The sequence below is a fragment of the Bacillus cereus group sp. BfR-BA-01383 genome (assembly GCF_022663495.1).
In the GTDB taxonomy this organism is placed as follows: Bacteria; Bacillota; Bacilli; order Bacillales; family Bacillaceae_G; genus Bacillus_A; species Bacillus_A cereus_AU.
On record NZ_JAKUFP010000019.1, the window covers coordinates 1 to 20625 of the forward strand.

Here is a 20625-nt window from a genome sequence, read left to right on the forward strand (position 1 = left end):
TTCATCCTGAGCCAGGATCAAACTCTCCAATAAAGTTAGTTTGTCTAGCATCTAAAAATAAAAATTGACGTTTCACGTTGTTTGTTTCGTTTAGTTTTCAAAGTTCAACATCGCGTTTCAGCGACTTTTATAATATATCATAGTATATTATTTTCGTCAACAAGTTTTTTTCGATAACTTGTATCTCTCATTTGCTGACTCTGCCTATTATATAAGCTTTCTCTCCACTATGCAAGTATTATTATAAAAAAATAAAGAGGGGAGAAATTCCCCTCTTATTCTTCTGAAGAAACTTCTTCTGAAGACATCTCTTCACTAGTTTCTTCTTCATCATCTTTTTGTGCTTTTGCTACAGTCGCAACCTCTTGCTCATCCTCTAAGCGGATTAAACGAACACCTTGTGTATTACGTCCCATTTGAGAGATTTGATCAACTGGCATACGAATAATAACACCCGCTGCTGTAATTAACATAATATCTTCTTCACCTGTTACAGATTTAACTGCTACTAATTTACCGTTCTTATCTGTAATGTTACAAGTTTTTAGACCTTTACCACCGCGGCTTTGCAGACGGTACTCATCAATCGGTGTACGCTTTCCGTAACCATTTTTCGTTACAATTAAAACATTTACATTCTCTTCGACGATTTCCATGCCTACGACTTGGTCTTCCTCACCTAATGTAATAGCTTTAACGCCTGCTGCATTACGTCCCATAGAACGCACATCTTGCTCATTGAAACGAATTAGCATACCGTTACTTGTTCCGACAATAATATCCTTATCACCAGATGTTAAACGTACAGAGATTACTTCATCCTCTTCACGAAGAGAAATTGCAATTAAACCATTTGTACGGATATTCGCGAACGATGAAAGTGGTGTTCTCTTAGAGACACCTTGTTTCGTCGTAAAGAATAAGAACTGATCGTCACCAAATTCACGAATAGGAATAATGGCATTAATCCATTCGCCCTTATCTACGCCTAATAGGTTAATAATCGGTATACCTTTTGCTGTACGGCTATACTCTGGGATTTCATATCCCTTCGTACGGTATACTTTACCCTTATTAGTGAAGAATAAAATATGATCATGTGTAGAAGTAGTCAATAAATGCTCTACAAAATCATCATCATTTGTTCCCATCCCTTGCACGCCACGTCCACCACGGTTCTGTGTTTTGTACGTAGAAGCTGGTAACCTCTTAATATAACCATTATGAGTTAACGTAATAGCGATGTTTTGTTCTGGAATTAAATCTTCATCTTCAATAGCTTCCATACCACCGATTGTAATTTCCGTTCGTCTCTTATCATTAAAGCGCTCTTTTACTTCCGTTAATTCTTCACGAATAATCTCAAGAACTTTTTCTTCATCTGCTAAGATTGCTTTTAATTCAGCAATTAACTTCATTAAATCTTGATATTCTTGTTCGATTTTTTCACGTTCCAATCCTGTTAAACGTTGCAGACGCATATCTAAAATTGCTTGCGCTTGTTTCTCGCTTAAACCGAAACGTTCCATTAGGCCTTGCTTTGCAATATCCGCCGTTTTCGAACTACGAATTAACGTAATAACTTCATCCAAATGGTCTAAAGCAATTCGTAATCCTTCTAAAATATGAGCGCGTGCCTCTGCTTTTTCTAATTCATAAGCAGTACGTCGACGGATTACTACCTTTTGATGCTCTAAGTAATGATATAAATTTTGTTTTAAATTCAGTACTTGCGGCTCTCCATTTACAAGAGACAACATATTAATACCAAAACTTGTTTGAAGCGCTGTATGTTTATATAGATTATTTAATAGTACATTGGCATTAGCATCACGGCGTACTTCCATAACAATACGCATACCATTTCGATCTGATTCATCACGTAAATCTGTAATACCTTCAATTTTCTTATCACGAACTAATTCTGCAATTTTTTCAATTAATCGTGCCTTATTAACTTGATACGGTAGTTCAGTTACGATAATAGTTTGTTTACCATTTGGTTTTTCTTCAATTTCAACTTTAGCACGAAGTATAATAGAACCTCTTCCTGTTTCATAAGCTCTACGAATACCACTTCGTCCCAAAATTAAACCTGCTGTTGGGAAGTCCGGCCCTGGAATACACTCCATTAATTCAGCGATAGTAATGTCAGGATTATGACTTAATGCCAATACGCCATCAATTACTTCACCAAGTTGATGTGGTGGAATATTTGTTGCCATACCAACCGCAATACCTGTCGTACCATTTACTAATAAATTAGGGAAACGCGCTGGTAATACAATTGGCTCTCTTTCAGAACCATCATAGTTATCTTGGTAATCAATTGTATTTTTTGAAATATCGCGTATTAATTCCATAGAAATCTTAGACATTCTTGCTTCTGTATAACGCATTGCTGCCGCTGAATCTCCGTCAACAGAACCAAAGTTACCATGCCCATCAACAAGCATATAACGTTGACTGAAATCTTGCGCCATACGTACCATCGTTTCATAAACGGCTGAATCACCGTGAGGGTGATACTTACCGATTACTTCACCGACAATACGTGCTGATTTCTTATACGCTTTATCAGCTGTAATCCCTAAATCATTCATCGCATATAAGACCCTACGATGCACAGGCTTTAATCCATCACGAACATCTGGTAATGCACGAGATACGATAACACTCATTGCGTAATCTAAAAATGAGGTACGCATTTCATGACTAATATTAATTTCTCGAATTCGTGCTTGTTGTTGATTGTCTGACATTAACGAGCACCTCCTCTTACATTTCCGTTACACATACATTGATTTATATGTAGAAGACAGGAATACTTAGATTCCTGTCATTACTCATTTAAATATCAAGGTTTTTCACGTATTTTGCATTTTCTTGGATAAAGTTACGACGTGGCTCTACTTTATCTCCCATTAAGATTTCAAATGTTTCATCTGCTTCAATCGCATCTTGAAGAGAAACTTGAAGTAAAGAACGTACTTCTGGGTCCATCGTTGTCTCCCACAGCTGGGTTGGATTCATTTCCCCTAGACCTTTATAACGCTGAATTCCAGGCTTAGGTTGCGCTGGTAATTCAGCTAATATTGTTTCAAGTTCTTTATTATTGTAAGCATATTGAATTTTTTTACCTTGTTGTACTTTAAACAATGGTGGTTGCGCAATATATATATAGCCACATTCAATTATTTGACGCATATAACGATAGAAGAACGTTAATAATAGGGTACGAATATGTGCACCATCCACGTCGGCATCTGTCATAATAATAATTTTATGATAACGAGCCTTCTCGATATCGAAATCCCCACCAATATTTGTACCAATTGCTGTAATAATTGTACGCACTTCATCATTAGATAAAATTTTATCTAATCGTGCCTTTTCAACGTTAATGATTTTACCTTTAAGTGGTAAAATCGCTTGGAAGTGACGGTCACGCCCTTGTTTCGCCGATCCACCAGCAGAGTCACCCTCTACGATATAAATTTCACTAATTGCTGGATCCTTCGAAGAACAATCTGCTAATTTACCTGGTAAACTAGAAACTTCTAACGCACTCTTTCTACGTGTCAATTCACGGGCTTTTTTAGCAGCTACACGCGCGCGCGCTGCCATCGTCCCTTTATCTATAATTTTACGTGCAACGTTTGGGTCTTCTAGTAAGAACTTTTCAAAGGCTTCTGAGAATACAGATTCTGTAATCGTTCTCGCTTCACTATTCCCCAATTTTGTCTTCGTTTGTCCTTCAAATTGTGGATTCGGATGTTTAATTGATACGATTGCTGTTAAGCCTTCACGAACATCTTCGCCAGTTAAATTACTATCCGCATCTTTTAAAATATTATTTTTACGGCCATAATCGTTGATTACACGTGTTAGGGCGGTTTTAAATCCTACCTCATGTGTACCACCTTCATACGTATGAATATTATTTGTAAATGAGTAAATATGATTTGTATATCCTTCGTTATATTGAAGCGCAACTTCAACCTGAATTCCATCTTTTGAACCTTCAACATATACAGGTTCTTCATGGATTGGTTGCTTCGAGCGATTTAAATGCTCTACATATGATTTAATTCCACCTTCATAATGGAATTCTTTCTTTTGTTTATGTTCACGTTTATCTTCAATTACTAATTTAATATTACGATTTAAAAATGCTAATTCACGCATACGAGTTGCTAGTGTGTCAAAATCGTATACTGTTGTTTCTGTAAAAATTTCTGGATCTGGCTTAAATCGAGTTATTGTTCCTGTTTGGTCTGTGTCACCAATGACTTTCAAATCCGCAACCGGAATACCTCTTTCGTATTTTTGATAATGGATTTTACCTTCACGATGTACAAATACCTCTAGTTCTGTTGATAGAGCATTTACAACAGATGCCCCAACACCATGCAAACCACCAGAAACTTTATAACCGCCGCCGCCAAATTTACCACCGGCATGAAGAACGGTCATAATAACTTCTACAGCGGGACGTCCCATTTTTTCTTGTATACCAACTGGAATACCACGTCCATTATCCGTTACACGAATACTATTATCTTCTTCGATACTAACGTTAATTTCATCGCAATACCCTGCAAGTGCTTCATCAATACTATTATCGACAATTTCCCACACAAGATGGTGAAGTCCTTTTCCGCTTGTAGATCCAATATACATCCCAGGGCGTTTTCGAACTGCCTCTAGTCCTTCAAGTACCTGTATCTGACTTTCATCATATGAATTTTCTTGCATCTGCTTTTGTTCCATTGACACAAAGATCACCTACTTTTCCATTTAAACAGGGGATTATGCCCTATCTATTTCACAATCTACCGTGCCGTTCGTTACATGAATTGTTTTCGCTTCTTTTAATGTTTCGTGTTCAATTCCGTCGACACTCGTCGTTGTCACAAATGTTTGCACTTTTCCTTGAATTGTATTTAACAGGTGTGATTGACGATAATCATCTAATTCTGATAATACATCATCTAATAAAAGAATCGGATATTCCTTAACTTCCGAGTAAATCAATTCAATTTCAGCTAATTTTAGGGACAGTGCGGTCGTTCGTTGTTGTCCTTGCGAACCAAAGACTTGAACATTTTTACTATTAACGAAGAATTGTAAATCATCACGATGAGGACCAATTAAAGTCGTACCACGGAAAATTTCACGTTGTTTCACAGATTGAAAACTTTCATAGTATACTTCTTTTATTTTCGACAAATCCATTGATTCTGATACATCTACACTTGGTTTATAGATAATTTCTAATTCTTCTAATCCACGGCTTATGCCGCGATGGATTGGAGCTGCCCATTCTTGTAGTAAATGCAAAAATTCAAACCGTTTTTGCAATATTTTTGTACCATGCTCAATAAGTTGAAGTGTAAATACATCCAACATCGTTTCCTCATTCTTACTATTCCCTTGCATCTTTTTCAGCAAGTGGTTTCGTTGCGTGAGCACCTTTTGATATTGACTCAATTCATACAAATAGACAGGAGCTATTTGTCCTAATTCCATATCTAAAAAGCGTCTTCTTACTTGAGGGCTTCCTTTTACAAGATTTAAATCTTCTGGGGCAAACATGACAACGTTCATCATGCCAATATATTGACTTAATTTTTGTTGTTCAAGTTGATTTAATTTTGCCTTTTTACCTTTTTTCGAAATATTTAATTCCAAAGACAAAGAACTGTTTCTCTTTTGTAATTTCCCTTTAATTTGACCGAAATCTTCATCCCAACGGATAAGCTCACGATCATTAGCGGTTCTATGAGATTTCGCCATCGCTAAAACATAAATAGCTTCCATCAAATTCGTTTTCCCCTGTGCATTTTCGCCGATAATCACATTTACCTTATCTTCAAAGGAAAGCTCTAAATTTTCATAATTGCGATAGTTTTTTAATTGTATTTCTGAAATAAACAAGGGGCTCCCCCTTTATGCCTGAACTTGGAAACTTCCGCTTCCTGGAATTTCAATAATATCGTTCGCATATAATTTGCGACCTCTTCTATTTTCAAGTTCTTGATTCACGTACACTTCATATTCTTGTAAAAACCATTTTACAGCGCCACCTGTATCAATTACATCAGCTAACTTTAAAAATTGTCCTAGTGTAATATACTCTGTTGAAATTTTAATACGTTTCATAAAATCGCTCACTTTCTGAAAGTGTTCATTCTTTCATTGTACTAAATAAACTAACATTAGGAAAGTAATACCCCAAAATCAAATAAGGGCTACTAGCATCTTTAAACTAGCAACCCTTATTTCTTACTTAGTAAGTACGAACTGGTAAAATCAATTGGATAATGGACTCATCATTTACTGTACGAATTAAGAATGGTCTCATTGCCCCAGTAAAGCTAATCTTGATTTCTGTACTATCTAAGGCTTTTAGTGCATCCATCATATATTTTGCACTAAAAGATATTTTTAACTCTTCCCCATCTACTTTTTCACATTGAACTTCTTCTACTACTTTTCCGATTTCCGGTGAATTCGAAGAAATTTCTAGCATTTCTTGTTCTAAAGTTGATAATTTCACAACATTATTACGGCCGTCTCTTGCTAATAGAGAGGCACGATCAATTGCTTGTAAGAATTCTTTTGTATTTACAAAAATATCTGTTTTACTCTCTGCTGGAATTAAACGAGTTGTATCAGGGTAATTTCCTTCTAACAATCTTGAGAAGAATAATAAATGTTTTGTACGGAATAATACTTGATACTCCGTAATAACGATATCTACCATTTCTTCAGATTCATCTAGAATTTTACTTAATTCATTTAAGCTTTTACCCGGAATAACAACATTTGCTTGAAACTCATCTGCAATATTATGTCCTTCAACTTTTGCTTTTCGAAGTGCCAGCCTATGACTATCTGTTGCAATACAAGTTAATTCACTGTTATATATCTTCCAGTTTACACCTGTCAAGATCGGTCTTGTTTCAGAAGTCGAAACTGCAAAAACAGTTTGCCTGATCATATGTTTAAGTAAATCCGTTGGAATCTTAAAAACATGATGTTCTTCAATTTGTGGTAATAATGGATATTCCGCAGAATCTAAACCATTTAAATTAAACTCCGATTTTCCAGATTTTATTTTTGTCATAAAATGATTTTCTACAGAAATTTCGACAGTGTCTTTCGGTAACTTTTTTACAATCTCACTAAAATATTTTGCTTGTAAAACAATACTTCCTGATTGTGCTACTTCTACAATTTCTTTTCCATCTTCTTCAACGGGGATAAAAGATTCGATAGAAATATCAGCATCGCTTCCTGTTAATGTAACTCCTTCTTCAGTAGCGACAACTTTAATTCCTGTTAGGATCGGAATTGTTGTACGAGAAGAAACTGCCTTCATTACATCTTGTACACTTCTTACAAGATAGTCTTTTTGTATTGTAAAACGCATAACGAAAACCCTCCGGTAAGTATAAGATTTTATTTAATTAATAAAGATAAAAAAATAGTAGTAATAGTAGTAGGGCTTGTGGATATGTGGATAACCCCGTTGAAAGATGTAAAAACAGTCTATCTACATGTGGATAGACTGTGCGTAAAGCAAAGGAAGTTATTCACATTATTCAGCTACTACTTTAAAATATCGTTAATTTCTTCAACTTGCTTTTGTAATTGTGTATCCGTTTTTAGTAGCTTAGAAATTTTTTCATGGGCATGGATAACTGTTGTATGATCACGTCCACCGAATTCTTCACCTATTTTAGGTAAGGAGGAGTCTGTAAGTTCGCGTGATAAATACATTGCAATTTGGCGAGGGAACGCAACTGATTTTGTACGTTTTTTCGCTTTAAAATCTTCTAATTTTACTTGATAAACGCCCCCGACGGCCTTTTGAATATCATAAATAGAAATAATTTTTGGCTTAGAATTTGGAATAATATCTTTAAGTGCTTCAGCTGCTAAATCAGCATTAATATCTTTATTAATTAAAGATGAATAGGCTACAACACGGATTAGTGCACCTTCTAGTTCACGAATATTTGAATCAATTTGATTTGCGATATAAAGCATAACCTCATTTGGTATATCGAGTCCTTCAGCTTTTGCTTTTTTACGTAAAATTGCAATTCGCGTTTCTAAATCTGGTGGCGTAATATCCGTAATGAGTCCCCATTCAAAACGAGAACGAAGACGATCTTCTAAAGTTGGAATTTCTTTTGGCGGCCGATCACTTGAAATTACAATTTGTTTACTTTCTTCGTGTAATGCATTGAATGTATGGAAAAACTCTTCTTGAGTTTGTTCTTTTCCAGCTAGAAATTGAATATCATCTATTAATAAAACATCTACATTGCGGTATTTATTACGAAAATCGACCGCTTTATTATCACGAATAGAGTTAATGAATTCATTTGTAAATTTTTCTGATGATAAATATACAACTTTTGCGTTCGGGTTATGTTCAATTACATAATGACCAATTGCATGCATTAAATGGGTCTTTCCAAGCCCAACTCCTCCGTAAATAAAGAGAGGATTATACGCTTTAGCTGGTGCTTCGGCTACAGCTAACGAAGCAGCGTGAGCAAAACGGTTACCAGAGCCAATGACAAATGTATCAAACGTATATTTTGGATTTAGCATACTCTGTGGTAAATGATTAGAATCATCTTGTGATGCATTTGGTTTAGAAGGAGGAAGATCGATTTCCTCTTCAGCTTGACTTTGGGGAATGATAAAGCGAATAGCTAATTTTGCCCCTGTTAAATCATAAAGTGTTTCCGAAATTAGCTCTGAATAATGAGATTCTAACCAATCACGAGCAAATTCATTTGGAGCCGTAATTGTTAATACGTCCTTCTTTAAATTATGTGCGGTTGTTGATTTTAACCATGTTTCATAACTAGGTTTACTGACCTTTTTTTCTAGTTCCTTTAAGGCACTATTCCATAAATCAGAAATGTTTTCCAAAGGTGTCCCTCCTTTACTAAGATGGTAAAAGAATAAGGTTGCGCAATAAATGTACAACCTAATAAATATAAAATGTATATTTATACGAAACGTATTTTAAAACCTAAAAACGTCGTTTGTATATGAGATAGGGTTTTCGACAAAAAAAGCGAATGTGGATAATCATTTACCCACATGTGATTAAAACTGTCCACATGTTATGCACAATTTGTGGATAAGATAAAGATGCGGAAAACTTATTCAAAGTGAAAACACAACTATAATATCAAAAAAAAGTGGCTATAGCAATGAAATTAAGAAAGTTATCCACAAAATCAATACCTTGTGGAATAAACTTGTCCACAACACGATATACTGTGTAAAAGTTCAAAAAGAGTTTGTGGATATAAAAAACAAGAAAAAACATTTATCCACAAGAAAATATAGAGGTTGTGAAAAAGTATGTGAATAGGTTCAAAATGAATATTTGATGAAAATTTCGAGAACCATTGACATTTTCCTATTTGATTTACTATAATTTATTAGACTGTCTTTAACAGATATTCCTCAGGGAGGTGTCATATAATGAAAAGAACTTACCAACCAAATAAACGTAAGCGCAGCAAAGTACATGGTTTCCGCAGCCGTATGAGCACAGCGAACGGACGTAAAGTGCTAGCAGCTCGTCGTCGTAAAGGAAGAAAAGTATTATCTGCGTAGACCACTGATCGTTCAGTGGTCTTTTTTTCTAATAATAATGAGTTTCCGCTGATGAAATACAGGAGTGTCAATTGATATGAAGAAAAAAAATCGTATAAAAAAGAATGATGAATTCCAGACGGTTTTTCAAAAAGGAAAATCGAATGCTAATCGTCAGTTTGTTGTATATCAACTAGATAAAGAAGAACAACAAAACTTTCGCATTGGCCTTTCTGTGAGCAAGAAAATAGGAAATGCAGTAGTTCGTAATCGAATTAAGCGTATGATCCGCCAATCGATTATAGAATTAAAAGATGAGATAGATTCTGGAAAAGATTTTGTTATAATAGCAAGGAAGCCTTGTGCAGAGATGACATATGAAGAGTTAAAGAAAAGCTTAATTCATGTCTTTAAACGCTCTGGTATGAAAAGAATAAAAAAGTAGCGTAAGGAAATGAATTACACTATATACATACCGAAACAAGGAGGAGCAGGCTTTGAAAAAGAAAATAGGTTTACTAGTCATGGTTATTGCGTTAATGGCAATTGCTACTGGCTGTAGTGAAACGAATCAACCGATTACGCCGAAAAGCACTGGGATTTGGAATGAATATTTCGTATATCCGCTTTCACAGTTAATCACGTATTTTGCCAAATTATTTGGTAATAATTACGGTTTAGCAATCGTTGTTACGACTCTTATCATTCGTTTTGCATTATTACCATTAATGATCAAACAAACGAAGAGTACGAAAGCAATGCAGGCATTACAACCAGAAATGGTGAGATTAAAAGAGAAATATAGCTCGAAAGATCAAGCAACACAGCAAAAATTACAACAAGAAATGATGCAGTTATATCAAAAAAATGGTGTAAATCCATTAGCAGGATGTTTACCAATATTTGTTCAGATGCCTATTTTATTCGCATTTTATCATGCGATTATGAGAACATCAGAAATTAGTAAGCATACATTTTTATGGTTTGATTTAGGACAGGCAGATCCGTACTATATCTTACCGGTTGTTGCGGCAATTACGACATTTATTCAGCAAAAACTTGCAATGGCAGGAACAGCTGGACAAAATCCACAAATGGCAATGATGATTTGGCTTATGCCAATCATGATTTTAGTCTTTGCAATTAACTTCCCAGCTGCATTATCACTTTACTGGGTTGTTGGTAATATCTTTGGTATTGCTCAAATGTACTTTATCAAAGGGCCGGACATTAAGGCTAGTAAGGCTGGAGGATCAGGCAAGTGAGTGTAATTACTGCTAAAGGACAAACAGTCGAGCTGGCAGTAGAAGATGCTTTAAGACAATTAAACACTTCAAAAGATCGAGTTGATATAAATATTATCGATGAGGGTAAAAGAGGATTCTTAGGTTTGTTTGGGAATCGTCCTGCAGTAGTAGAAGTTGTATTGAGGAAAGATCCAATTCAAGAATGCGAAGAGTATTTAAAAAATGTTATTCGCGATATGGGTGTGGAAGTTGAGATTAGTAAAATTGTAAAAGGACGCGAAGTTGAATTTACAATTTTTGGTGATAATGTGGGTGTTTTAATTGGAAAAAGAGGAAATACATTAAACTCTTTACAGTATTTGACAAAACTTGTCGCAAATCGCAATACAAAGCAGTATATTGGTATTACATTGGATGCTGGAAATTATCGTGGCAAAAGAAAAAGTACGTTAGAATCACTTGCTTACCGATTAGCTAAACAAGTGTCTAATACGAAAAAAAGGGTTGTTTTAGAGCCAATGCTATCTTTTGAACGAAAAATTATTCATCAAGCATTATCTAATCATCAAGATATCAATACAACTTCTGAAGGAAACGAACCATATCGGCATGTTGTAATATCTTCCAGATGACCGGTTACTCAAATGAGTGCCGGTTTTTTTTGAGGGGAAAACAGATGTGGATAACTAAAAAACACTAAACTTATCCACTGTGAATAAGTTTAGTGTTTTTTACATGAGGACATAATAAAATGAGTTATTATTCTTTTGTAGATAGGTTCGTTATGGTATTCTAATAATTTAGTGAAGAAAATAATCATGTTGAAATAGAGATAAATAAGCAAGTGAGGTGAAGGACATGGAATTTGATACAATTGCCGCGATTTCCACAGCACTTGGAGAAGGTGCAATTGCTATTGTTCGAGTAAGTGGCGATGATGCGGTTGAGAAAGTGAATCGTATTTTTAAAGGGAAGGATTTAACAGAGGTTCCTTCTCATACGATTCATTATGGTCATATTGTTGATTTAGATACAAATCAGGTTATTGAAGAAGTTATGGTGTCAATTATGCGTGCGCCAAGGACTTTTACACGTGAAAATATAGTAGAAATTAACTGTCACGGTGGACTTGTTTCGGTAAATAAAGTATTACAACTTATTTTAGCACAAGGAGTACGATTAGCAGAGCCGGGTGAATTTACAAAACGCGCTTTTTTAAATGGACGTATCGATTTATCACAAGCAGAAGCTGTTATGGATTTAATACGTGCAAAAACAGATCGTGCGATGAATGTAGCAATTAATCAAATGGAAGGGCGATTATCTAAATTAATTGGTCGCCTGCGTCAAGAAATATTAGAAACTTTAGCTCATGTTGAAGTAAATATAGATTACCCAGAATACGACGATGTAGAAGAAATGACACATAATATTTTAGTTGAGAAATCGACACATGTTCGTTCTGAAATTGCAAAAATATTAGAAACATCGAAGCAAGGGAAGATTTTACGTGAAGGTATTGCTACCGCGATTATTGGTAGGCCTAACGTTGGGAAGTCATCACTATTAAATAGTCTCGTTCAGGAGAAGAAAGCAATTGTAACTGATATTGCAGGAACAACTCGTGATGTTATTGAAGAGTACGTTAATGTGCGTGGTGTACCACTTAAACTTATAGATACAGCCGGGATTCGTGAAACAGAAGATGTCGTTGAACGAATTGGTGTAGAGCGTTCAAAAGAAATGATGAGCCAAGCTGATTTAGTACTAGTTGTAGTCAATTATAGCGAAGCTTTAACGAATGAAGATGAAGATCTATTCCGTGCCGTGCAAGGAAAAGATTTCATCGTTATTGTAAATAAGACAGATTTACCACAAGCAATTGATATGGAACGTGTTACAGAGCTGGCTCTAGGGAATCGTGTTATTACAACGTCTTTAATTGAGGAGCAAGGAATAGATGAGCTTGAAAAGGCAATAGCTGACCTGTTCTTTGAAGGAACAATTGATTCTGCAGATATGACATATGTTTCTAACGCGAGACATATTGGATTATTAACACAAGCAGAAAAGACAATTGGAGATGCAATCGAGGCGATAGAAAATGGTGTTCCAATTGACATGGTACAAATTGATTTAACAAGAACGTGGGAAATACTTGGTGAAATTACTGGTGATACCGTCCATGAAAGCTTAATTGACCAGTTGTTCTCTCAATTTTGTTTAGGAAAATAATATAAAGATGTTTTAGAAAGATAGCGATTATTAGGAGGAATAAGTAATGGGATACAATGCCGGTTCATACGATGTCATAGTAATCGGTGCAGGTCATGCAGGATGTGAAGCTGGTCTTGCGGCAGCACGAATGGGCTCCAAAACATTAATGTTAACAATTAACTTAGATATGGTAGCGTTTATGCCATGTAACCCTTCTGTTGGTGGACCAGCAAAAGGGATTGTTGTTCGTGAAATTGATGCATTAGGCGGAGAAATGGGACGTAACATCGATAAAACGTATATTCAAATGCGTATGTTAAATACAGGTAAAGGACCAGCTGTACGTGCACTTCGAGCGCAAGCAGATAAATTCTCTTACCAGCATGAATTAAAGAAAACGATCGAAGAAACACCAAACTTAACGTTGTTCCAAGGAATGGTAGAGCGTTTAATCGTTGAAGATGGTGTATGTAAAGGTGTAATTACGCAAGCTGGTGCTGAATATACAGCAAAAACAGTTGTAATTACAACTGGAACATTTTTACGCGGTGAGATTATTATGGGGGATTTAAAATATTCCAGTGGTCCAAATAATCAGCAACCATCAATTACATTATCTAAACATTTAGAGGAACTTGGATTTGATTTAGTTAGATTTAAAACAGGTACACCTCCGCGTGTAAATAGTAATACAATTGACTACAGCAAAACAGAAATTCAACCAGGTGATGATAAACCACGTGCATTTTCTTTTGAAACGACAAAATTTATTATGGATCAAATTCCATGTTGGTTGACATATACAAGTACAGAAACACATCGTTTAATAGATGAAAATTTACATCGTTCAGCTATGTATTCTGGTATGATTAAAGGAACGGGGCCTAGATATTGTCCTTCTATTGAAGACAAAGTAGTAAGATTTAATGATAAACCACGTCATCAAATTTTCTTAGAGCCAGAGGGACGCAACACACAAGAAGTATATGTACAAGGGTTATCCACAAGCTTACCAGAAGATGTACAGCGTGACATGCTTAGAACAATTCCGGGTCTAGAAAATGTTGAAATGATGCGTACAGGTTATGCAATTGAATACGATGCGATGGTACCAACACAACTATGGCCAACACTTGAAACGAAAAAAATTAAAAATTTATATACGGCAGGACAAATTAACGGAACTTCTGGTTATGAAGAAGCGGCAGGACAAGGGCTTATGGCTGGGATTAATGCAGCATGTCGATCTTTAGGTAAAAAAGAAGTTATTTTAGGTCGTGGGGATGCGTATATTGGTGTCTTAATTGATGACCTTGTAACGAAAGGTACAAATGAACCATATCGTTTATTAACATCTCGTGCAGAATATCGTCTATTATTACGTCACGACAATGCAGACCTTCGCTTAACTGAAGTTGGTCGTGAAATTGGTTTAATTAAAGAAGATCGTTATGAGCGATTTACAAATAAAAAGTTACAAATTGAACAGGAAAAGGAACGTTTAGGGAGCATTATTATTAAACCACGTCCTGAAGTTCAAGAATTAATTCGCAGTATTGGCGGAAGTGAATTGAAAGATGGAATACGTGCAAGTGATTTATTACGCCGTCCAGAAATGACGTATGAGCATATTCATCTTTTAGTACCAAGTGAATTAGAATTAAGTGATGAAATTACAGAACAAGTTGAAATTCAGATTAAGTACGAAGGGTATATCGAAAAGTCTTTACAGCAAGTAGAGCGTATGAAGAAAATGGAAAATAAAAAAATCCCTGTGGATATTGATTATGATGCGATTTCTAGTCTTGCCTCAGAAGCTAGACAGAAATTGAAAGATGTTCGTCCACTTTCAATGGGGCAGGCTTCACGTATTTCTGGCGTAAATCCAGCTGATGTTTCCATTTTGCTTGTGTATATTGAACAAGGGAAAATCGCGCGAGTATCGAACCAATAAATAGTAAGGAGATATTGCTAGATGAACATAGAACAATTTCAATCTATGCTGGAAGAGAAGGGGATCACCCTCTCTTCTAGACAGTTAGAGCAGTTCAAAATCTACTTTGAAACATTAGTAGAGTGGAATGAAAAAATGAATTTAACGGCTATTACAGAGAAAGAAGAAGTATATTTAAAACACTTCTTTGATTCCATTACAGCTGCTTTTTATTATGATTTTTCAAAACCATTCTCAATTTGCGATGTTGGCGCAGGGGCTGGATTCCCAAGTATTCCTTTAAAAATCTGTTTCCCGCACTTAAAAGTAACAATTGTAGATTCATTACAAAAACGTATTAATTTCTTAAATCACTTAGCGCAAAAATTAGAATTAAGTGATGTTGCATTTTGTCATGATCGTGCTGAAACATTTGGTAAAAAAGAAGGTGTACGTGAGTCATACGATATTGTAATGGCACGTGCAGTTGCGCGTCTTTCTGTATTAAGTGAGCTATGTTTACCACTTGTAAAAGTTGGAGGAACATTTATTGCAATGAAAGGTGCAGCGGCGAACGAAGAAATTGAAAATGGTAAGTATGCTTTAGAGGTGCTTGGCGGGGAGTTAAAAGAAATGTCTACGTTCCAATTGCCATTCGAAGAAAGTGAACGTAATATTTTATTAATCGAGAAAAATCGCAAGACACCAAAGAAATATCCACGCAAACCGGGAACACCCAATAAATTACCTATTGAAAAATAAATCTTATTAGACGTAAGATTGAATTATATAAATGAAAACGTAAATGTTTCATAGGAAACATTTTATGGAGAACAGTCAATAGGCCTAAAAGGTGGTGGAATATGTATGAAAAATACGTTTTCTCGTTTATTTGGCTTTGGAGATAAAGAGAGCGAATTCGAATTACAAGACGAAAGCCATGAAGAAATAGATAAAAAGGTATATGAGGAAATACAAGAAATTCCGATAGTGAATATTACCCCTAACCGTTATCAACCACGAACAGTTTTTGATGATGCACGTATTGAGGAGCTAGCGTTAACGATTCGTACACACGGGCTTATTCAGCCAATTGTTGTGAGACAATATGAGGATGATAAGTACGAGATTATTGCTGGGGAAAGACGTTTCCGTGCGGCAACAAAGTTAGGTTGGGAAAAGGTTCCTGCAATTATAAAGAACTTAAATGATACAGAGACTGCTTCTGTAGCTTTAATCGAAAATTTGCAACGTGAGGAATTAACGGCAATCGAGGAAGCTGTGGCATATCAAAAGCTAATTGAGTTACATAATTTAACACAAGAAGCATTGGCGCAAAGACTTGGAAAAGGACAATCTACAATCGCAAATAAGTTGCGATTGTTAAAGTTGCCTGAAGAAATAAAAAGTGCATTATTAGAAAAAAATATTACAGAACGTCATGCTCGCGCTCTCATTCCTTTAAAAAATGAGGAATTACAACTGAAAGTTTTACAGGAAATTGTGGAGAAACAATTGAATGTAAAGCAAACAGAAGAACGAATTGCAAAATTGCTAGAGGAAGCAAAACCGAAGCGTAAGGCAAAACAAAAAGCAGTAAGTCGAGATACGAGAATCGCCATGAATACAATTAGGCAGTCATTACAAATGGTTGCTGACAGTGGTTTAAATGTTAATTCTGAGGAAGAAGAATTTGATGAGTACTATCAAATTACAATTAAAATTCCGAAGAAAAAATAATAATGGCTTGTTAGAGACCTTATCCTATCGGAAGGGTCTCTTTTACTATATTTTCTTGTTAAATGAAGAAGGAGTTTAGAAATAAATTTTGAAGTTTAATAAGGACGTAAAAGAAAAACTTTTATTTCATGTTACAATAAACGTAATTGTTACTAGAATAAGATAGAAAGGTTGAAAGTAGGTGACATCATGGGAAAAATCATTGCTATTGCTAATCAAAAAGGTGGTGTTGGCAAAACAACAACATCTGTTAATTTAGGGGCTGGATTGGCACAAGTAGGTAAAAAAGTCCTTCTCGTAGATATTGATGCTCAAGGAAATGCAACGACTGGTGTGGGAATTGAAAAATCCGAATTAGATCAATGTATTTACAACGTTCTTGTGGAAGATGCAGATGTTCAAGGAGTTATACGGAAAACCGCAACTGAAAACTTAGATGTTCTACCCGCTACAATTCAATTAGCAGGTGCTGAAATTGAATTGGTACCGACTATTTCCCGGGAAGTACGTTTGCAAAGGGCATTACAACCAGTTCGTGATGAATATGATTATATTATTATCGACTGTCCCCCTTCCTTAGGGTTATTAACGATTAATGCATTAACAGCAGCAGATTCTGTTATTATTCCTGTTCAGTGCGAATATTATGCACTAGAAGGATTAAGTCAGCTATTAAATACAGTTCGACTTGTGCAAAAGCACTTAAATAAAAATTTAGCAATTCAAGGTGTATTGTTAACGATGTTGGATGCCCGTACAAATTTAGGTATTCAAGTCATAGATGAAGTGAAAAAATACTTTAGGGATAAAGTATACCGTTCGATTATTCCTCGTAATGTTCGTTTAAGTGAAGCGCCAAGTCATGGAAAACCGATTATGCAGTATGACGCTAAATCAAGAGGGGCAGAAGTATATATAGATTTAGCAGAGGAAGTGATTGCAGGTGGCTAAGGGATTAGGAAGAGGAATCAATGTGTTTTTTCCCGATTTAGATGTAAAAGAAGAAGAAACAATTCAGGAGATTATAGTAACTGAGTTAAGGCCGAACCCATATCAACCACGTAAACACTTTAATAAAGAGGCAATTCAGGAATTAGCGACTTCTATTAAAGAACACGGCATATTACAACCGTTAATTGCTAGAAAGAGTATTAAAGGATATGAAATTGTTGCAGGTGAAAGAAGATATCGTGCGGCTAAAGAGGCTGGACTTGAAAAGGTACCCGCTGTTGTAAGGCAATTAAATGAGCAGCAAATGATGGAATTCGCGTTGCTTGAAAACTTGCAACGCGAAGATTTAAATCCTGTGGAAGAGGCAATGGCATATCAGATGTTAATGAATGAGCTAAATGTAACACAAGAACAATTAGCAAAACGTCTTGGTAAAAGCAGACCTTACATTGCAAATTATACTCGATTATTAAGCCTCCCTTCATTCGTACAAGATATGATTGCAAATGGTCAACTCTCAATGGCTCATGGGAGAACTTTACTTACGATAAAAGATGAAGAACAGTTGAAATCTTTATTGAAACGCATTGAAAAAGAAGGATTAAATGTTCGTCAATTAGAGAAAATCGTCCAAGAGATTAATCAACGCGTTTCACGTGAAACAAAACAAGTGAAACAAGAACGAAATATATTTTTCGTAGAACGTGAAACGTTCTTAAGAGAAAAGTTTGGCACAGATGTGAAAATTAAGGAAACAAAAAAAGAAAAAGGTAAAATCGAAATTGAATTTTTTAATAAAGAAGATTTAAATCGCATTTTAGAATTATTATCACAGAAAAATTAAAAAGCAAACCATCTTATTATTTATAGATGGTTTGCTTTTTTTAATGCAGATAATTTTTGGTCCGTTTCTTTTATACTTTGTGCGATTACATCGGCCATTTTCATAACTAAACTTAATCTCGTATTTTGAAGAACGAAAAACTCCATAAAACCGTTTAAATTGACGATACCGTGTATATGCAAATCACCAACTGCAGGTAATTTCTTATTCATCGCAGCTCCAGGTTTACTAGGGCCCTTTCCAGTAGTGATGGAACCAATGCTTTGTGATTTGCCTAAACATGCATCAACGGCGATAATAAAAGAAGTTGGGTTTTCTTTCTGTATATTCTGAATTTTTTCTTCTAAATTTAGCGCATGTATGGGTTCATCTAGTGTACCGAACACTTGGAAGTTTTTAATTTCTACTTGCTCCAGTTTAGTGCCAACTAATGGACCGAGTGCGTCACCGGTGGAACGATCTGTTCCGATACAAACAAGAATAAGTGGTACAGTAGTTCTAATAGGGATATGAGAAAGTAGGAAATTACTGATTGTCTCGGAGGCCTCTAAGTCTTGATGCATAACATTTTGAGTTTCTTTTTCAAAAAAAGGTAAGCGAAAACTTCTAATATTCATGAAGCACCCATCCTTTTAATAAATTTTCACAATATGTTATATGGTAAGTGAAATGGAAAATTATAAGTGCATGCTTTTGCAAACTGTGAATGAAAACGGAAATAATAGTACTAGTATATATATATTCGCTCCATTTTATACCTGGATGGAAGTTAACAAATGGAATTAAAGTCATAAATTTTTTTCAGCAATCAGAGAGACTTCTGATACAATAAGAAAGATAACTAAAAAGAAATTTTGGCTGGAGAGGTAGAGGTACATGGATTTAGCGTTGAAATGGTTTGAGTCCATTAATTGGACAAATATAGGTGTGAAATCATTAAAAATAGTCGTTATTTTAATACTTGGTGCAATCGTTGTGCGAGTTGCAAGAGCAATTGTACGAAATGCGTTTCGAATGGGAAGTCGTTCGCCGATTCAAATTTCAGAGCGTCGTACAGTTACAGTAGCGAAATTACTTGAAAATATTGTGGCATATGTTGTTATGTTTATCATGTTAATAGCAATTTTAGGTGTATTTGAAATAAATGCATCAGGCTTATTAGCAGGTGCTGGGGTAATTGGTTTAGCAGTCGGATTTGGTGCTCAAAGTTTAGTAAAAGATGTCATTACAGGACTATTTATCTTGCTAGAAGATCAATTTTCAGTTGGTGACTATGTAAGAATTGGCCAGTTTGAGGGAGTCGTTTTAGAAATTGGACTTCGTACAACGAAAATAAAGAGCTGGACAGGTGAAATTCACACTTTACCAAACGGAAGTATTATTCAAGTTACTAACTTTTCAGTGAGTAACAGTGTTGCATTTGTTGATGTATCTATTTCGTATGAGGCTGATATAGCGAAAGCAGAGCAAGTTATTGAAGATTTATTAGTCGAACTTCCTGAAAAGTATGAGAAAATGGTAGCAACTCCTCAGTTATTAGGTGTTCAAACGTTAGCTGCATCAGAAGTTGTATTACGTGTTATTGCTGAAGTGGAGCCAATGCAACATGCAGTTATTGCAAGAGCCCTTCGTAAAGAAATTAAAAACCGTCTAGATTTACATGGAATTGAAATTCCATACCCGCGTATGGTTTTATATAATCGTGAAGAGTTGGTTAGTGGAAAAGCAATTTAGTATGGAGAGGAGTTTGGAGAATGGAGCAAAAGCAATATAACTTGTACGATGTTGTGGAAATGAAGAAAGCCCACCCATGTGGTGAGAATCGATGGAAAATTATTCGTATGGGAATGGATATCCGCATTAAGTGCGAGGGATGTGACCATTCCGTAATGATTCCTCGAAGAGAGTTTGATCGTAAGGTGAAAAAAATACTTGTGAAGCATGAAGAATAGAGAAAAAGTAGCAGTTGCAGTGGGTAACTGTTACTTTTTTTCGTTTGGAGGAAACTTGTCATTTTTTTCGTTACTATCTATAATGATGAAAGATTGAGACATAGG

Annotated in this window: 19 protein-coding genes; 12 read left to right on the plus strand and 7 right to left on the minus strand. The window is 35.4% G+C overall.

The window, feature by feature from the left end; translation table 11 throughout:
- Positions 1 to 275: 275 nt before the first annotated feature.
- The 6 genes from gyrA to dnaA all read right to left on the minus strand — a co-directional run bounded on the left by gyrA (position 276) and on the right by dnaA (position 8958).
- On the minus strand, positions 276 to 2762 hold the full coding sequence (gyrA, locus tag MR065_RS17165) for a DNA gyrase subunit A (protein ID WP_242214525.1): 2487 nt from the start codon (positions 2760 to 2762) through the stop codon (positions 276 to 278).
- 88 nt (positions 2763 to 2850) lie between these two features.
- Positions 2851 to 4773, minus strand: coding sequence for a DNA topoisomerase (ATP-hydrolyzing) subunit B (gene gyrB / locus MR065_RS17170; protein WP_242214526.1), 1923 nt, complete (start codon positions 4771 to 4773; stop codon positions 2851 to 2853).
- 39 nt (positions 4774 to 4812) lie between these two features.
- Complete coding sequence (recF, locus tag MR065_RS17175) at positions 4813 to 5940, minus strand: DNA replication/repair protein RecF (RefSeq protein WP_242214527.1); 1128 nt, start codon at positions 5938 to 5940, stop codon at positions 4813 to 4815.
- A 12-nt stretch (positions 5941 to 5952) separates the two neighbouring features.
- The gene (gene yaaA, locus MR065_RS17180) at positions 5953 to 6165 is read right to left on the minus strand and encodes a S4 domain-containing protein YaaA (protein ID WP_000821366.1); all 213 of its coding nucleotides are present in this window, start codon (positions 6163 to 6165) and stop codon (positions 5953 to 5955) included.
- 127 nt (positions 6166 to 6292) lie between these two features.
- Positions 6293 to 7438 carry a DNA polymerase III subunit beta gene (gene dnaN / locus MR065_RS17185; protein WP_097902527.1) on the minus strand — a complete coding sequence of 382 codons (1146 nt, stop codon included), beginning with the start codon at positions 7436 to 7438 and terminating at the stop codon, positions 6293 to 6295.
- 179 nt (positions 7439 to 7617) lie between these two features.
- Entirely contained in the window at positions 7618 to 8958 is a 1341-nt protein-coding gene (dnaA, locus tag MR065_RS17190; RefSeq protein ID WP_097902526.1) for a chromosomal replication initiator protein DnaA, read from the minus strand.
- Positions 8959 to 9522: 564 nt separating this feature from the next.
- Between dnaA and rpmH the strand changes: the two genes are divergently transcribed.
- The 10 genes from rpmH to spo0J all read left to right on the plus strand — a co-directional run bounded on the left by rpmH (position 9523) and on the right by spo0J (position 18568).
- Positions 9523 to 9657, plus strand: coding sequence for a 50S ribosomal protein L34 (gene rpmH / locus MR065_RS17195; RefSeq protein WP_000831901.1), 135 nt, complete (start codon positions 9523 to 9525; stop codon positions 9655 to 9657).
- 76 nt (positions 9658 to 9733) lie between these two features.
- Complete coding sequence (rnpA, locus tag MR065_RS17200) at positions 9734 to 10081, plus strand: ribonuclease P protein component (protein ID WP_097902525.1); 348 nt, start codon at positions 9734 to 9736, stop codon at positions 10079 to 10081.
- 52 nt (positions 10082 to 10133) lie between these two features.
- Positions 10134 to 10901, plus strand: a complete 768-nt coding sequence (gene spoIIIJ / locus MR065_RS17205; RefSeq protein ID WP_242214528.1) for a YidC family membrane integrase SpoIIIJ — start codon at positions 10134 to 10136, stop codon at positions 10899 to 10901.
- Positions 10898 to 11515, plus strand: coding sequence for an RNA-binding cell elongation regulator Jag/EloR (gene jag, locus MR065_RS17210; RefSeq protein WP_242214529.1), 618 nt, complete (start codon positions 10898 to 10900; stop codon positions 11513 to 11515). Before spoIIIJ ends, jag begins: the two co-directional genes overlap by 4 nt.
- Before the next feature lie 226 nt (positions 11516 to 11741).
- Positions 11742 to 13118, plus strand: a complete 1377-nt coding sequence (gene mnmE / locus MR065_RS17215; RefSeq protein ID WP_242214530.1) for a tRNA uridine-5-carboxymethylaminomethyl(34) synthesis GTPase MnmE — start codon at positions 11742 to 11744, stop codon at positions 13116 to 13118.
- Positions 13119 to 13164: 46 nt separating this feature from the next.
- The gene (gene mnmG, locus MR065_RS17220; protein WP_242214531.1) at positions 13165 to 15054 is read left to right on the plus strand and encodes a tRNA uridine-5-carboxymethylaminomethyl(34) synthesis enzyme MnmG; all 1890 of its coding nucleotides are present in this window, start codon (positions 13165 to 13167) and stop codon (positions 15052 to 15054) included.
- A 21-nt stretch (positions 15055 to 15075) separates the two neighbouring features.
- Positions 15076 to 15795 (plus strand): 16S rRNA (guanine(527)-N(7))-methyltransferase RsmG, encoded by a 720-nt coding sequence (gene rsmG / locus MR065_RS17225; protein WP_242214532.1) that lies wholly within the window; start codon positions 15076 to 15078, stop codon positions 15793 to 15795.
- 105 nt (positions 15796 to 15900) lie between these two features.
- Entirely contained in the window at positions 15901 to 16773 is an 873-nt protein-coding gene (noc, locus tag MR065_RS17230; protein WP_097902520.1) for a nucleoid occlusion protein, read from the plus strand.
- 189 nt (positions 16774 to 16962) lie between these two features.
- Complete coding sequence (gene soj, locus MR065_RS17235) at positions 16963 to 17724, plus strand: sporulation initiation inhibitor protein Soj (protein ID WP_000516117.1); 762 nt, start codon at positions 16963 to 16965, stop codon at positions 17722 to 17724.
- Positions 17717 to 18568, plus strand: coding sequence for a stage 0 sporulation protein Spo0J (gene spo0J, locus MR065_RS17240; RefSeq protein WP_242214533.1), 852 nt, complete (start codon positions 17717 to 17719; stop codon positions 18566 to 18568). Before soj ends, spo0J begins: the two co-directional genes overlap by 8 nt.
- Positions 18569 to 18588: 20 nt before the next feature.
- Here the strand turns inward: spo0J and yyaC are convergent, their stop codons facing one another.
- On the minus strand, positions 18589 to 19185 hold the full coding sequence (yyaC, locus tag MR065_RS17245) for a spore protease YyaC (protein ID WP_242214534.1): 597 nt from the start codon (positions 19183 to 19185) through the stop codon (positions 18589 to 18591).
- 259 nt (positions 19186 to 19444) lie between these two features.
- Here yyaC and MR065_RS17250 point away from each other — a divergent pair, with 259 nt between their 5' ends.
- Both MR065_RS17250 and MR065_RS17255 read left to right on the plus strand, forming a co-directional pair.
- A complete protein-coding gene (locus MR065_RS17250) occupies positions 19445 to 20302 on the plus strand; it encodes a mechanosensitive ion channel family protein (RefSeq protein ID WP_242214535.1) in 858 nt (285 codons plus the stop codon).
- A gap of 20 nt (positions 20303 to 20322) precedes the next feature.
- Complete coding sequence (locus MR065_RS17255; RefSeq protein ID WP_000436051.1) at positions 20323 to 20520, plus strand: DUF951 domain-containing protein; 198 nt, start codon at positions 20323 to 20325, stop codon at positions 20518 to 20520.
- Positions 20521 to 20625: the final 105 nt, after the last annotated feature.

Excerpts from the sequence above, each read along its gene's own strand:
- gyrA (WP_242214525.1), bottom strand. The coding sequence starts at position 2,762 with ATGTCAGACAATCAACAACAAGCACGAATTCGAGAAATTAATATTAGT.
- gyrB (WP_242214526.1), bottom strand. The coding sequence starts at position 4,773 with ATGGAACAAAAGCAGATGCAAGAAAATTCATATGATGAAAGTCAGATA.
- yaaA (WP_000821366.1), bottom strand. The coding sequence starts at position 6,165 with ATGAAACGTATTAAAATTTCAACAGAGTATATTACACTAGGACAATTT.
- dnaN (WP_097902527.1), bottom strand. The coding sequence starts at position 7,438 with ATGCGTTTTACAATACAAAAAGACTATCTTGTAAGAAGTGTACAAGAT.
- rpmH (WP_000831901.1), top strand. The coding sequence starts at position 9,523 with ATGAAAAGAACTTACCAACCAAATAAACGTAAGCGCAGCAAAGTACAT.
- rnpA (WP_097902525.1), top strand. The coding sequence starts at position 9,734 with ATGAAGAAAAAAAATCGTATAAAAAAGAATGATGAATTCCAGACGGTT.
- mnmE (WP_242214530.1), top strand. The coding sequence starts at position 11,742 with ATGGAATTTGATACAATTGCCGCGATTTCCACAGCACTTGGAGAAGGT.
- mnmG (WP_242214531.1), top strand. The coding sequence starts at position 13,165 with ATGGGATACAATGCCGGTTCATACGATGTCATAGTAATCGGTGCAGGT.
- rsmG (WP_242214532.1), top strand. The coding sequence starts at position 15,076 with ATGAACATAGAACAATTTCAATCTATGCTGGAAGAGAAGGGGATCACC.
- noc (WP_097902520.1), top strand. The coding sequence starts at position 15,901 with ATGAAAAATACGTTTTCTCGTTTATTTGGCTTTGGAGATAAAGAGAGC.
- soj (WP_000516117.1), top strand. The coding sequence starts at position 16,963 with ATGGGAAAAATCATTGCTATTGCTAATCAAAAAGGTGGTGTTGGCAAA.
- yyaC (WP_242214534.1), bottom strand. The coding sequence starts at position 19,185 with ATGAATATTAGAAGTTTTCGCTTACCTTTTTTTGAAAAAGAAACTCAA.
- MR065_RS17250 (WP_242214535.1), top strand. The coding sequence starts at position 19,445 with ATGGATTTAGCGTTGAAATGGTTTGAGTCCATTAATTGGACAAATATA.
- MR065_RS17255 (WP_000436051.1), top strand. The coding sequence starts at position 20,323 with ATGGAGCAAAAGCAATATAACTTGTACGATGTTGTGGAAATGAAGAAA.